This is a genomic window from Mycobacterium sp. NGS68 (assembly GCF_059812195.1).
In genome coordinates, this window is sequence record NZ_JCALCE010000041.1 from 35,051 (window position 1) to 48,156 (window position 13,106).

The following is a 13,106-nucleotide window of genomic DNA, read 5'->3' on the forward strand; positions in this document are numbered from 1 at the left end:
GGTCGCAGACGGCCATTTTCCACCGGATCGCTCACTGCGCGATGGTAACAATCCGGCCATCGCGATGCCCTTCACGCCGTCGGGAGCCGACTGGGCGGCAACGTCCTTTCCCCTAACCGGCTGACAGGCGGCATGGGCTCACGGTAAATCTGTAGAAATTCCGGAAGCACTCTCCAAGAGGACAGACGATGAAGATCAAACAGCTCGCCCTCGTCGCGACCGCTGCGGCCGCCGCAACGCTGGCCCTGCCCGCAGCCGCGCACGCGGACAGCCAGATGTTTCAAACGCCGTCCGGCAACATCGCCTGCATGCTGGGTGCCGAAGGCGCCGCGTGTGACATCGCCGAATACACCTACCAGGTGCCGCCGGGACCGGAATGCGCCCAGCACATCAAATGGGGCAATCGCTTCACCCTCGATGCGGGCAAGCCGGGCGCGATGGCGTGCCACGGGGACACGCTGCGCGTCGCAGGCGAACCGACCCTCAACTACGGGCAGTCCCTCTCCGCCGGAAGCATCACCTGCACCAGCGACCAGGCGGGCGTGAAGTGCACCGACAAGAGCACTGGCCACTACTTCCAGGTCTCGAAGGACTCCTACCACCTCGGTTAACATACTAAAAAGTATGGTACGGTCGGGCTCATGTCAGCGCACGGTGTCACCGACGATTTCGTCGCGCGGTTAGCCGAGCGCGCAGACGAGACCGAGCGGCTGCGCCGCCTGCCCGCGCAGACGATCGACGAGTTCCGGCAGACCGATCTGTTTCGCCTGCTGCTGCCGGCCCGCTTCGGCGGCATTCAAGCGCCGCTTCCCCAAGTGCTGGAACCGATTCGGCGGATGGCACACGGATGCCCGTCGAGCGCATGGACCCTGGGTTTCTATGCGCTGCACAACTGGATGCTGGCGCTGTTTCCCCTGCAGCTGCAGGAGGAGGTGTTCGCTTCGGGACCGGTCCTGGCTCCCGGTCCCCTGGCCCCGACGGGACGCGGCACCCCCGTCGACGGCGGGGTGCGCCTCGCCGGTCGTTGGTCGTGGGCGACCGGCGTGATGGATGCCGAGTGGGTGATGGTCGGTGCCCTGATCGAGAGGCCGGACGGCCCCGTGCTGGCGCTGGTGGTCTTGCCGGCCGACGAGGTCGAGGTCGACGACGTGTGGCACACCGCGGGCATGCGCGGCACCGGTTCCCACGACGTCGTCGTCACCGACGGCTTCGTGCCCGAGCACCGCATCGTCGCGGTCGCGGACATCTACGGCGGCACTTCGCCGGGCGGCCACGTCCATGGGGCGCCGACCTACCGGTGGCCGCTGGTTCCCGCGCTGGCGCTCGTGGCGTCGATGCCGGTGCTCGGGGCCGCCGAGCGGGTGACGGAACTTTTCGCCGAGCGGCTGGGCAGCCGGGTGCTGGCGTATAGCGGTGTGGCGCAGAAGGATCAACCGGCCGCTCAGATCCGGCTGGGAAAGGCACGGGTGCGGCTGCGCGCGCTGCGGACGCTGCTCGACGAAACCGCGGGCGGCATCGACGAACTCGTCACCGGCGGCACGCGCGTGAGCCGGTCGGTGCGCGCCGACGCGCGCCTGGCGGCCGCCCATGCGGTGCACGAGTCCCGCGCTGTGATCGCCGATCTGTTGGAGGCCTCCGGCGCCAGTTCCCAGTTCCTGTCGAACCCCTTGCAGCGGTTCAAGCGCGACGTCGACATCGCCGCCGGGCATGTCGTGTTCGACTACGACCTGAGCTGCGAGCTGGCCGGGGCTAGGGCGATCGGCGCCAAGATCTCGCCGCTCGCAATGATCTAGCCCCGATGTAGCCCGCCGCCTGCCCGCGACCGTGTGCAATCGCGGGCACACTAGCCGGTTCGGGCCCGCAGCGCACGGTACGCGGCGCGGCCAACGATGTCGGCCAGGGCATCCGGCGACCACGCGTCCGGTTGCTCGAGCATCATCCGCGCCGCCGTTTCGCACAGCCCGACGAACACCTCCGTGAGCGCCGGCGTGACGCGGTCGATGTCCTCGATCTGCCAGCGTTCGAACAGGGGCCGCATCACCGCCGCGACCTGCTGGCTCATCCGCCGCCGTCCGCGTGAGATTGCCTCGGCGAGAATCGGTTCGGGGTCGTTGGCAAAGATTATCCGCCACGACGCGGGACGGCGTTTGACGTCGTCGAGCAGCGAGCGGAAGCCGTCGACGAACATCTGCTCCACCGACGTCGTCTTCATCGGCGGCAGGATCGACAGCAATGCATTCAAGGCGACGTCCGTCTCGCGGTCCAGCAGGGCGCGCAGCACCTCGCCGCGGCCGTTGTAGCAGTCGTAAACGACCGGGCGACTCACCCCCATGCGCGCGGAGATGGCCCCCATGGTGACCCCGGAAACCCCGTCGGCGGCGGCGATTTCGAGCGCCGCGTCCAGCACCTGAGGCCGACGACGCTCCGGTCCCAGATGCTCGGCCCGGGCGCGGTCGCGCGACGCGTTGCGCGGGGTCACACCACAGAACCGAGGATCGACTGGGACTCGACGATGCCCTCTTCGCTGGGCAAGCTGCCCTCGTCGAACACCCTGGCCTTCTGGCGGTCGCGGAACTGCTTGTGCGCCAACGCGGGAGCTTCGAAACCGAAGCGGTCCTGCGCCATCCGCGGCGTGGTGGTCACCGGATTGCGCGCCGGAACGGAGCGCAGCACGGGGGCGACGACCTCGACCGTGGTGGGCGACAGCAGCTTGAGCAGCATCAGCTGGAAGCGAGTGTTCAGTCTGACCGTCCTGAACGCCGCGCGCAGCACGGGGACCACGGCCGCGTCCAGCGCGGGATTGACTGGGAGTCCGGACATCCGGCGCATCCACTTCGGCATGGTGGCCAGGGTCCCGCGCCGCAGGACCGCGGCGACCAGCAACGCGCCCGGCTGCAGCAACAGCGGCGTCGGCGGCAGCATCACCTCCGCGCGCAGCAGGTGGTTCATCGCCTGCTTGGCGATGTCGGAACCCAGTAGCCGGGGCCGCATCTCCTCGAAGTATCGCTGGATGCCCTCGCGCGTGGTAGGCACGTCGGCCGGATCGCAGGTCTGCAACTCGGCGGCCAGTGCGCACTCCGCCCAGTACCGCTCTTCCTCCTCCTGCGAGAGCCGGCCGGGCCCGTACTTCTCATACGCCATCAGGATGGAGTGCCACGCCGTGAGGTGGATCCACAGCTGGGACGCGGGATCGTTGGCGTCGTAGCGAATGCCGGTCACCTCGTCGGTGCCGACCGCCTTGGAGTGAACCTTGACCAGCACGTCGGCCGCCTTCGCAGTGGATGCGCTGTCGCCGAACGCGACCATCGAGAAGTAGCGCAGCGTGCGGTCATAGCGGGTGCGGGGCCGCTTGTAGATCTCGTGGGTCTTGTCGACGGCCGCTACCAGCGCCGGGTCGAGTTCCTCGATCACCACCGAGCGCTGGAACCCGATGGTCAGCGACGTCGGGTAGCTCCACACCTTCCAGGTCACCGAGCCGGGGCCGAAGAACCCGTAGTCCTCGGCGGCCTCGACCGGCGGCAACGTCACAAATTCGCGGATCATCCCGATCATCCGGTCCCCATTTCCGACACTCTGTAGGAATTTCCGACAATGTGTAGGATAAGCACCCGGGGGCGCGGCCTGTCAAGGCGATGAGGGCGAATCGGCCAGCATCAGATCGAGGAGTTGTTCGCGCCGCGCAGCCTTCTGCGCCTGCGCGGGCGAGCCCGTAAGGTGCAGCAATCCGATTCCGGCGGCGAAGGTCAGCTCCGCACGCAGCTTGGCGTCGCTCGGGCCGAAGCCGTAGTCGACATATGCCCGGGCGACGGCCTTGATCAGGCGCCGGTCGGCAGCGCGGATGTTGGCGGCGGCAGCCGGGTCGGTGCGCGCCCACTCCCGCATCGCGCGTTCGAGCATCCAGTGCTGCGGGCTGGTGAGCGCAGTCATCATGGCGGACAACCGTTCCCGCGGTGCCAGCGCGTCGAGTTCGGCCAGTTCGTGACGATCGCGTTCGAGGAATTCCTGCCACGATTCGACGAGCGCGGCGCGATAGCCGTCCATGTCCTCGAAGTGCCAGTAGAAGCTGCCACGGGTGACACCGACCTGCCGGCAGAGGGTTTCGACCTTCAGCGCCCGCACGCCCTGCTCGGCGAGCACGGTGTAACCGGCCTGCAGCCAGTCCTCGACGGAAAGGCGCGACTGGGGCTTCCGGGCTGTTGGCACACCGTGCAATTTACGCTCGCGAGCAGCCACAGAATCGCAGGAAACCGTCTAATTCTGGGTCTGCTCGTCGTCGTCACTCTCGGCGTCGGCCACGGTCAACGGCAGCGCCAACTCCTCGAGTGACCGACCCTCGGCGGCCACGCCGAGCCAGATCTCCACCACGCCACCCACCGCCATCACGACCGCGCCGATCAGGAACGACCAGACCACGAGGCCGCGCTGCCCGGAGTTGATCAGTTCACCGAACAACAGCGGCCCGCTGATGCCGCCGATCGCCGTTCCGACCGCGTAGAAGAACGCGATCGCCAGCGCGCGGGTCTCCATCGGGAAGATCTCGCTGACGGTCAGATAGGCCGCGCTCGCGCCCGCCGAGGCCAAGAAGAACGTCGCGGCGAGCACGCCGATGAACAGCCAGACGCCGCCGGTCGGGCCCGCGAAGACCACCGCGAGAACCACGGCCATCGCCGCCGAGCCCAGATAGGAAAACGCGATCATCGGCTTGCGCCCCACACTGTCCATCAGCCGACCCAGCACCAGCGGGCCGAGGAAGTTGCTCAGGGCCCACAGGATGAAGAACGTCGGCACCGTCGAGTCTGCGATCGAGTAGAACTCATGCAGCAGCGTGCCGAGGTTGAACGTCACGCCGTTGTAGAGGAACGCCTGCCCGACGAACAGCGCCAGCCCCAGCACCGCGCGTCGCGGGTACAGCTTGAAGGCCACCTTCGCGATCTCGACGAACGAAATCGTCTCGCGCTGGCGGATCTTCAGCGGCTTGCCGTGCGGCGCGGACAGCGGCTCGCCGGATTGAGCCTCGACCTCGGCCTCGATCTCGCCGACGACCTGTTCGGCCTCTTCATTGCGACCGTGGATGAACAACCACCGCGGGCTTTCCGGGACGTTGCGCCGCACCAGCAGGACGAAGATGCCGAAGATCGCCCCGATGCCGAAGGCCAGCCGCCAGCCGACGTCGGCCGCGAAGTTCGCCGTGTTCAGCAGGACCAGCGCGCCCGCCGCGCCCAACGCCGAACCGAGCCAATAGGTCCCGTTGATCACCAGGTCCACCTGGCCTCGCACACGCGCGGGAATCAACTCGTCGATCGCCGAGTTGATGGCCGCGTATTCGCCCCCGATGCCGGCGCCGGTGAAGAAGCGGGTGAGGAAGAAAAACCAAGGGGCAAAAGCGAATGCGGTCGCGACGGTGGCCAAAAGGTACACGACGAGGGTCAGCACGAACACGTTACGCCGCCCGAAACGGTCGGTCAGGTGGCCGAAGAACAGCGCACCCAAACACGCCCCGGTGATGTAGATCGCCGCCGCCACGCCGATGTCGGCCGGGGTCAGCGCGATGCCGCTGTTCTGCTCGGTGAGGCGTGCCGACACGTTGCCAACCATCGTGACCTCGAGCCCGTCGAGGATCCACACGCCGCCCAGGCCGACGACCACGCGCCAGTGAAACCGCGACCAGGGCAGTCGGTCCAGCCGCGCCGGCACGTGCGTCTCGATGGTGCCCGTCTGTACCTTGCCGCTCATCGTTACCCCCAGTACCCGCTTCGGTGCCATCGCAAGCCTCAACGGTATAGCGGCTCCGAATCCGCGTACTCAGCCCACCTTCCGCAGCCGGAACGGCAGCATGATCACCAGCGCCCGATTGATCCCGCACGCCCCGCTGTCTCCCGAGGTCAGGTCGACGCCGGCGAGCATCGGTGAACCCCATGACACCAAGCCGTTTTCGTCGACCGGATAGAACCGATAGATCTCGTGTCCGGTATGCGCGCCGCCGTCGGATCGGTTCCCAGTTGGGGATGTCGCGTTTGACGACGTAATCAGAGCCGTCAAGCTGACGCCCGCGCTCCGACCCTGGTCGCTGACGACGCGTCCCGTGCATTCGACCGGGGTCGTGCAGGCGCCCGGCGCGAAATGCGATTGGCCGCAACAAGATCATCGCGGCGCACCAATGGCGGAACGTGGAGCGGCGCGACCGAGGCACTTAAGAAGCTGTTGAGGCGGGTCTCGTCATCGATCGGCGCCGGCAACGGGCGGAGATCAACTCAGGTTCGGCTTCTCACACCGCGGCGGCGCGTGCCGTCGTCGAAATCCGCGCCGAGCGCCTCGTAGGCCCCACCGTACTTGCGCGTCAGACGTGCGCGGTCGGACTCACTCAGCGACGCCAGGCGAGCCGGGTCGGTGTTGTCGGCCAGGTCGGCGAGCTTGACTTCGCGGGCAATTGGGTGGTCGCGAATGAGCCGGTAGTACTCGGCCGGCGGCTGGTCGGCACGACGGGTGAGCAGTTCGACAGCGTCGATCGCCTCAGCGGGGATACCAGCGGCGGCGAGGTCCGCAGCGGTGATGCCCGCGTCTTCGATGACGTCGTGCAGCAACGCCGCGACTACCCCTAGTGAGTTGCCCGGGTCGACATACGACGCGACGCGGCGCACGTGTCCCACGTACGGCATGCCGGCCTTGTCGACCTGGGTGGCGTGTGCGGCGGATGCGATCGCGTCGGCCGTGGCGATGAGGTCCATCATCAGCCACCATAACGCCGGCCTCGTCGGGCTACATAGGTACGAACCATCCTGAACAAACGAGTGCGCGTTGTCGCTACTCAGCGGATACTTACCGAGAGCGTCGAAAGGCAGGGGGTTTCGTGAAGTCGCTCGTCGGGGAGACGTTCGGCAAGTACCGGATCAACCGGATGCTGGGCAAGGGCGGCATGGGCGAGGTGTACGAGGCCTACGACACCGATAAGGGCCGGACCGTCGCCCTGAAGGTCCTCGCCGACCAGTACGCGCAGGACGACACGTTCCGCACGCGGTTCCTGCGCGAGTCGCGTGCCGCCGCCGTCCTGCAGGAGCCGCACGTCATCCCGATCCACGACTGGGGCGAGATCGACGACACCCTCTACATCGACATGCGGCTGGTCCAGGGTCAGACCCTGCACGAGATGCTCAAGCTGAACGCCCTTGAGCCGCAACGGGCCGTCGACATCGTGCGGCAGGTCGCGGCGGCTCTGGACGCAGCGCACGCCGAGGGGCTGATCCACCGCGACGTCAAACCGCAGAACATCATCGTCACGCCAGACGATTTCGCGTACCTGGTGGACTTTGGCATCGCCGAAACCCGCGGCGACACCCACCTGACCATGACGGGTTACCACATCGGCAGCTTCGACTACATGGCGCCGGAGCGATTCCGCGACCAATCAGCGACAGCGGCCGTCGACATCTACGCGCTGACTTGCGTTCTCTACGAAGCGTTGACGGGCCGCAAGCCGTTTCCCGGACCCAGCGAGCAGGTCATCGCGGGCCACATTTCGGCGCCACCGCCGCGGCCTAGCGCGATGGATCATCGTATCCCGGCGGCCCTTGACGAGGTCATCGCCCGCGGCTTGGCGAAGGAGCCCGACGACCGCTACGGCAGCGCCGGCGCGCTGGGCCGCGCGGCCAAACGCGCTCTCGCGGAAGGGCCGACCGCCCCGCGTCCCGCGCCGACGATGCAGGCCACCGCGTATCGGCCTCCTCCCCCACCGCCGCCGCCGAATTACGTTGCCCAGGCTGGGTATCCGCCCTACAACGCGCAATTCAGCGCTCCCGCAACGGGTCCCAGACCTCCGGTAGGTCCTCCGGCGCCGGCACGATCGGGAAAGCCGTTGGTGCCGATCGTCATTGCCGTGGCGGCGGCGCTAGTGCTCGCCGCCGTCGGCGTAATGATCGGTGTGCTCGTCAACCGGAAGTCCGAGCCGGCCAGCAGCACGGCGCCAACGGTCGCCTACTCCACGCCCAGCTCCGGAGCGTATGAGACCGGGTATCCCTCGACGTCGTCGCCGCGCACGACCGCGACATCGCAAGATCCTCTGCAACAGTTGCGGCAGTTGGCGGCAAGCGATCGCGCCTACGTGGCCGCGCAATTGGCGGACCGTTGGGTGCCGCAGCTGAGTTCGAAGCGGCCCGGTGTCGTCGACAACGGAGTCACTTGGGACAACGCCATGACGTTGCAGGAACACCAGCAGCTGCGGCAGCGGTTCCCTGGGGCCCGACTGCTGTGGTCGGGTGACTGGTCGACGTTCTCCGCGCCGGATTTCTGGGTGACCGTCGCGGGCGATGTCTTTCCCAATGCCGCCGGCGCTTTGGGCTGGTGCCGCGGAAATGGATTCGACCGGGACCATTGCATCGCCAAGATCGTCAGCACCACGCGTCCGGTCGAGGGGAGCACGGCCTACAACTGAGGCCCGTGGCTCAGGCGACGGCGTCCTCGTCTTTGAGGCTGTCCGCGGCGTGCTTACGCCGAGGGAATCCGCGCCCGCCGAGGGCAGTCTGCAGTTGTTGGATGCCGGATTTGTCGAGCAGCGGCCGCTCGATCTCCTGATTGACCAGGACGTTGCGCAGCCGGGGCGCGAGCGTGGGCAGCTGGGTTCGGTCGATGACCTTCCAGCGCGGACACTCCGGCAGGGCGAAGTCCTGCGGCACGTCGGTGTTGGGCAGGACGACGATGTGGTCCCAGCGAAGCCGGCCCCGGGTCCAGCGCGGGTCCCTTTCGACGAAGTTGCGCAGCGCGTAGCAGGCTTCGCGGGCCTGGCGGACGGGTTCGATCTTGACGTCCTTGTTCCGCCGCCGCTGCCGCCAGTGGGTGCCGTCGTGCCAGACTTCGCCGCCCTTGACTTCGATGCACGCGATCCCGGCGCCCTCGATCGCGACGGTGAAGTCGATCTCGTGGTCCTTGAGGTGGTCGGTGACGCGCTGGCCGACGATGACGAGGTCGGCGGGTAATAGTTGGTCGATGAGGGCCTGCCAGACCGTACGCTCGGCGCCGTTGGCCAGGTTCGGCGAGTCCGCCCGAGTGATCGTCATCGGGCCGTCGATCCCGGAGCCTCGCCGGTCACCGTGGTGAGGCTCTGGCCCGCGCGGAGCGTCGCGGCCTGATGTGGCGGCGTCCCGCGCGGCACTGGGCGACGCGGCCGGTGGTGCATAGCTACGACGGGCGGGCGCCTCGTCGGACGCGGCGCCTGCCCTGGCTCCGCCGGCCCCCACGGCGGGGAACAGCAGGCCGCCCGGGCCGGCGTTGCCGAGTGACGGAGCCCTGCCACCGCCGACGGCGCGCGCCAACGGCACCATCGCGTCGACGCGATTGCCGGCCAGCGGCGGGCTTGACATTGTCTGGCCGGGAGCAGTGAGCAGGCTTGGTGGTGACACGCTCTGCAACGGCGAGGCGTTGGCCGCTTCGGTGGCGCCATACGAACCTCCGGCGCCCTTCAAGGCCTGCACAAAATCCTGATGAAACTCGTCTGCCTTGGCAGCGAGCGCCTGGAAGTCCTGGGCGTGGGTGGAAAAGTATGCCGCGATGGCCAGCGATACGTCGTCACCCGCAGCGGCAATGACCGAGGTGGTCTGGGCCGCCGCCACCATGTTGGCCGTGGTCAGCGACGTGCCGATTTCCTCCACACTCGTTGCCGCAGCCAGCACCAGCTGTGGGATCACCGCCAGAAGCGACATCGCGCTGTCCTCTCATCGGTCACCCCCGCGGCAGGTCCAGCATAAAATGGCAATGACGGGTGTCAACGCTATCCGGCAACTTTTTCGCGTTTGGGGCTCAGGCGACCGGCCGAGCGGACCCCGACGGAACCCGGAACGGGGGCTGGTGACGCCACAGCCAGGCGGCGCTGCAGCGCGCGGGCGCGCATCCGCTTCTACGTCGGCTACTTCAACGTCACTCAAGCCCATCTTGCCCAATCTGCCGAAGGGTCCCGCGGCGTAGGTGCGACGAGTTGCCGCACCTGTCGGACCAGATAAAGCACCTCCGTCTGCGACGGCTGTAACTCATACGCATGGTGGTGCACTGACCTGCTCAGGGCATGCCACGCGCGCCGGGCACGCGCACCGACTTCCTCTCCCTGATTTCTACTCAATACAACGAGTTTCGAATTCATGGTCGGGGCCTTGGCGCTCGTGCGGCACCACGAGGCGCTCTGTTCGTCGAGCCAGTCCTCGAGGGCCATGCGTGCCAGTAGCGCCGCAGTCCGTGCTGCACGAGAGCCGAGCGCAATCTTGCCGGCGAGCACCTCGTCGGCATAGTCGAGAAGCGCGCTGCGGCCAATCATGCTGCGCCCCTAGCCAGATCGCCGACGGCCAATCGTGCATCATTGACCGCACCTTTGAAATCGGCCACGCCCTGGTGCACACCCTTGTTCACCACAGACAGCGTGTCCCGGCGTGCCCGGCCGCCAGCCTTCCACTTGTCGACTGCCATAGCGTCATCGGCGTTGCCCGCCAAAGCCAGCGCCAGCCTTCTTGCGGTCTTGGCGGTCGCCTCCCACGTACGCTCGATGTCTTCGCGAGACTCCCCACCCGCCAGCGCCTTCGATGAGTAGAGATCCCACGCGATCGCCTCCAAAGCCTCCCGGCACAGTGCCGGGATGGCGGATCGCTTGATGCCGTCGGGAACGGCCTCGTCGACCGCGATTGCGAAAGCGTCGTCGAGCAGCCGCGTGGCCGGCCGTGTAGACTCCACCACGCTGATAGCGGAATTCAATGCACGAGTCACTTCGACGATCCGGGCGGGTGCACGCGAACCGCGAATCGCCGCAGGCAGCCGGTTGTCATGAGTCAGCACAATCACTTGCCGGTCCTTCGCAATATCCGTCAGGACGTCGAGAAACCCATCGATCTTCGACGGGTCCATCGCCTGAATAGGATCATCGAAGACCAGGAAGCGGAAAGGGCTTTCGGGCGACGTGGCCCGCGGAATGAAGATGGCCAGTGCCAGTGCCTGCAGCTCGCCTTGGCTCATCACCCCGAAGGCCTCCGTCTCAGAGCCGTCGACGGCGGCCTGCAGCACGACTCGCCGGGTGGTCTTCTGACCCTCCAGCCGTATGCCGCCAAGCTCGACGTTGCTTTCCTGCCGTAGTGCTGACCAAATCTCCCGCGACTTATCGGCCAGCGGTGCGATCCGTTCGTTGCGTAACCGTCCGGCATTGGCCTGCAGCCACTTCAGCGCTTCGGTCGCCACCGCCAGTTGCTTGGCCGCGGCCGCGGCCGATTCAGCCTTGTGCAGCCATTCCGCCAGGTGCACAGCGACTGGACCCCACGCATCTTCGCGCGCTTGGATGAGGGCAGCGGCTTCCTCGGCCAGCGCCGCATAGGCCGCCCGCAGTGGCGGCAGCGTTGTATCGACGTGATCAGCCAGCGCAACGTCATCGCCAACGGGAACGGCGGCAAAGAGATCGTAGGCGGCCCGCGCGGCATCAAGCGTGTGCAGGTCGGCGTCGGCGAGCGGCGGGCGCGCAACGGAACGAATGGTCGCCATCACCGCCAAACGAGCCTGCTGGGTTTCCGCCCGCGCGGCGGTAAGGTCGCGTAGCGCTATTTGGTCGCGCTCCAACGCCGCGCGGGCGGCAACAGCCCAGCTGCTGTCAAGGGTGCCCTGTCCGCAGACGGGACAGCGCTGGTCACCGTGGTGCTCGTGGAATTCCAGACTCGATTGCAGCAGTTCTGCACGGTCGGCGGCCAGCGCATCTACTCGCCGTGATTCCTGCTGTTCCGCGTTCGCAGCTGACCGCAGCGCCGTGCATTTCGGTTCGCTTTCCGCGGCTGGCGGAACGACAATCTGGCGTGCCTGGTGCCACGCCGCGGGGATGCTCGCCGCATGACCAGTTATCAAGGGCCGCACAGCGTCGAGGTCCGGTTTGGTCTTTTTCACCTGCGCCAGGGCGACTCCGGCGCGAGGATCCGCGTGAGTCGCCAGGACGGGCTTGACGATGTCGGCGGCACGTTTGAGACCAGCTGCGGGCTCTCTGAGCTTCTTGACCTCGGCATCGAGGACTTCGATCGCCGTGGTGAGCTGCTGCAAGCCAAGCAACTTGAAGAGCTGGTCGTAGAACTCGCTGGGCTTGCCTTCCAGAATGCTGCTCAGCTCGTCGTAGCTCAGCAATGGGCGGTACATGGTCAACGCGCTATCCCACCCGAGCACACTCACCGGTGCGCGTTTCTGACCTGTCCGCTGTACCCAGGGCTTCATCTGGTCCACCGGTATGTCTGCACCCGCGGGCCAGTCCACCCCGATTGTCGTTGTGCCCGAGCCTTCCTCGGCGATGTCGACACGGATCCGCGCCGGTTCGCCGCTGTGCAGATTGCGCCAATTCTGCGACCAGATGACCGGCTTGTCTTTCCAGCGGGAGTTGACGCCGGTGAGCGCAAGCTCCAGCGCTTCGGCCAGCGTCGACTTTCCCGAGCCGTTGCGTCCTGCAATCACCGTGAGGCCCGGGCCCGGCTGCAGCGGGACGGTGATCTCGGCGCCGACGCCACGAAAGCCGGCCACCGTAATCGACTTCAGATATGCGCCGACGGGTTCCGACGCGGTTTCGTCGGCCGCGGTCAGCGCATTGACGGCCTCTGAGGTATCCGCCGCGCCACCCAACGCTTCGGACAACGCGTCAGGATCCTCGAGCGCTGCTAGCACCGCCAGTCGCGCGGGCTCACCGAGCGACTCATCCGCATCAGCGAGCGCCAGCACATAGTTCTTTAGCGTGTCGTTGGCCATGGCCTCTCCCCTTACGTCCCCTGGGCACCGAGGGTAAGAGCACTCGCCGACAACTCGATGCCGAATGCGAAAGCTGATCCGCGAACCAGCTGCGGGATGGTGGCAAAGAGTGGTTTCATAGCCAACGCGAACTGTGTCGGTGGGGGGACATACGCTGGCCGCACGTCCAGACAAGGGCGGCATGGTCCGTCGAGATGAGCTGGGAAGAGTTGCCGTGAGCGAGGGAAACTGTCACTCTGCCCTTGCGCCGACGGCACTTAGTACGACAGATTCGGGTGACGCTGTCATCATTCGGTTTCGAAAGACGGCATGGTTGCCACCGGCGTGCTTGCCGACCAATAGCTACCTCGGCCCGTCCGGCAGCGATGCACCCG

At 66.9% G+C, this 13,106-nt stretch carries 11 protein-coding genes and 2 pseudogenes; 3 read left to right on the forward strand and 10 right to left on the reverse strand.

The genetic code is table 11. The annotated features are described in order from the left end of the window. Positions 1–188: 188 nt before the first annotated feature. Positions 189–611, forward strand: a complete 423-nt coding sequence (locus AC5Y5V_RS27695) for a DUF6636 domain-containing protein (RefSeq protein ID WP_499941580.1) — start codon at positions 189–191, stop codon at positions 609–611. Positions 612–641: 30 nt separating this feature from the next. Next, positions 642–1,793, forward strand: a complete 1,152-nt coding sequence (locus AC5Y5V_RS27700; protein ID WP_499941582.1) for an acyl-CoA dehydrogenase family protein — start codon at positions 642–644, stop codon at positions 1,791–1,793. A gap of 50 nt (positions 1,794–1,843) precedes the next feature. Here AC5Y5V_RS27700 and AC5Y5V_RS27705 read toward each other — a convergent pair whose 3' ends face one another. The 6 genes from AC5Y5V_RS27705 to AC5Y5V_RS27730 form a co-directional block, all read right to left on the reverse strand. Further along, positions 1,844–2,479, reverse strand: a complete 636-nt coding sequence (locus AC5Y5V_RS27705; protein ID WP_499941584.1) for a TetR/AcrR family transcriptional regulator — start codon at positions 2,477–2,479, stop codon at positions 1,844–1,846. Continuing rightward, complete coding sequence (locus AC5Y5V_RS27710; RefSeq protein ID WP_499941587.1) at positions 2,476–3,552, reverse strand: oxygenase MpaB family protein; 1,077 nt, start codon at positions 3,550–3,552, stop codon at positions 2,476–2,478. The genes AC5Y5V_RS27705 and AC5Y5V_RS27710 overlap by 4 nt, the downstream gene beginning before the upstream one ends. A 72-nt stretch (positions 3,553–3,624) precedes the next feature. After that, positions 3,625–4,203 carry a TetR/AcrR family transcriptional regulator gene (locus AC5Y5V_RS27715; RefSeq protein WP_499941607.1) on the reverse strand — a complete coding sequence of 193 codons (579 nt, stop codon included), beginning with the start codon at positions 4,201–4,203 and terminating at the stop codon, positions 3,625–3,627. 48 nt (positions 4,204–4,251) lie between these two features. Further along, on the reverse strand, positions 4,252–5,733 hold the full coding sequence (locus tag AC5Y5V_RS27720; protein WP_499941590.1) for an MFS transporter: 1,482 nt from the start codon (positions 5,731–5,733) through the stop codon (positions 4,252–4,254). A gap of 69 nt (positions 5,734–5,802) precedes the next feature. Continuing rightward, on the reverse strand, positions 5,803–6,039 hold the full coding sequence (locus tag AC5Y5V_RS27725) for a hypothetical protein (protein ID WP_499941592.1): 237 nt from the start codon (positions 6,037–6,039) through the stop codon (positions 5,803–5,805). Between the two features lie 212 nt (positions 6,040–6,251). Next, positions 6,252–6,725 (reverse strand): HD domain-containing protein, encoded by a 474-nt coding sequence (locus AC5Y5V_RS27730; protein ID WP_499941609.1) that lies wholly within the window; start codon positions 6,723–6,725, stop codon positions 6,252–6,254. Positions 6,726–6,847: 122 nt separating this feature from the next. Here AC5Y5V_RS27730 and AC5Y5V_RS27735 point away from each other — a divergent pair, with 122 nt between their 5' ends. Then, positions 6,848–8,425: a serine/threonine-protein kinase gene (locus AC5Y5V_RS27735; protein WP_499941595.1), complete on the forward strand. Its 1,578-nt coding sequence runs from the start codon at positions 6,848–6,850 to the stop codon at positions 8,423–8,425. 19 nt (positions 8,426–8,444) lie between these two features. Here the strand turns inward: AC5Y5V_RS27735 and AC5Y5V_RS27740 are convergent. The 4 genes and pseudogenes from AC5Y5V_RS27740 to AC5Y5V_RS27755 all read right to left on the reverse strand — a co-directional run. After that, positions 8,445–9,047, reverse strand: a pseudogene (locus AC5Y5V_RS27740) (nuclease-related domain-containing protein); the annotation flags it as partial. Between the two features lie 372 nt (positions 9,048–9,419). Next, positions 9,420–9,689, reverse strand: a pseudogene (locus AC5Y5V_RS27745) (PE family protein); the annotation flags it as partial. A gap of 218 nt (positions 9,690–9,907) precedes the next feature. Beyond that, complete coding sequence (locus tag AC5Y5V_RS27750) at positions 9,908–10,294, reverse strand: hypothetical protein (RefSeq protein ID WP_499941597.1); 387 nt, start codon at positions 10,292–10,294, stop codon at positions 9,908–9,910. Next, positions 10,291–12,732, reverse strand: a complete 2,442-nt coding sequence (locus AC5Y5V_RS27755; protein ID WP_499941600.1) for an AAA family ATPase — start codon at positions 12,730–12,732, stop codon at positions 10,291–10,293. The genes AC5Y5V_RS27750 and AC5Y5V_RS27755 overlap by 4 nt, the downstream gene beginning before the upstream one ends. Positions 12,733–13,106 lie beyond the last annotated feature (374 nt).

What these genes read in the sequence shown, in the direction of transcription:
- AC5Y5V_RS27695 (WP_499941580.1), top strand. Translation starts at nt 189, where the DNA reads ATGAAGATCAAACAGCTCGCCCTCGTCGCGACCGCTGCGGCCGCCGCA.
- AC5Y5V_RS27700 (WP_499941582.1), top strand. Translation starts at nt 642, where the DNA reads ATGTCAGCGCACGGTGTCACCGACGATTTCGTCGCGCGGTTAGCCGAG.
- AC5Y5V_RS27710 (WP_499941587.1), bottom strand. Translation starts at nt 3,552, where the DNA reads ATGATCGGGATGATCCGCGAATTTGTGACGTTGCCGCCGGTCGAGGCC.
- AC5Y5V_RS27720 (WP_499941590.1), bottom strand. Translation starts at nt 5,733, where the DNA reads ATGAGCGGCAAGGTACAGACGGGCACCATCGAGACGCACGTGCCGGCG.
- AC5Y5V_RS27730 (WP_499941609.1), bottom strand. Translation starts at nt 6,725, where the DNA reads ATGGACCTCATCGCCACGGCCGACGCGATCGCATCCGCCGCACACGCC.
- AC5Y5V_RS27750 (WP_499941597.1), bottom strand. Translation starts at nt 10,294, where the DNA reads ATGATTGGCCGCAGCGCGCTTCTCGACTATGCCGACGAGGTGCTCGCC.
- AC5Y5V_RS27755 (WP_499941600.1), bottom strand. Translation starts at nt 12,732, where the DNA reads ATGGCCAACGACACGCTAAAGAACTATGTGCTGGCGCTCGCTGATGCG.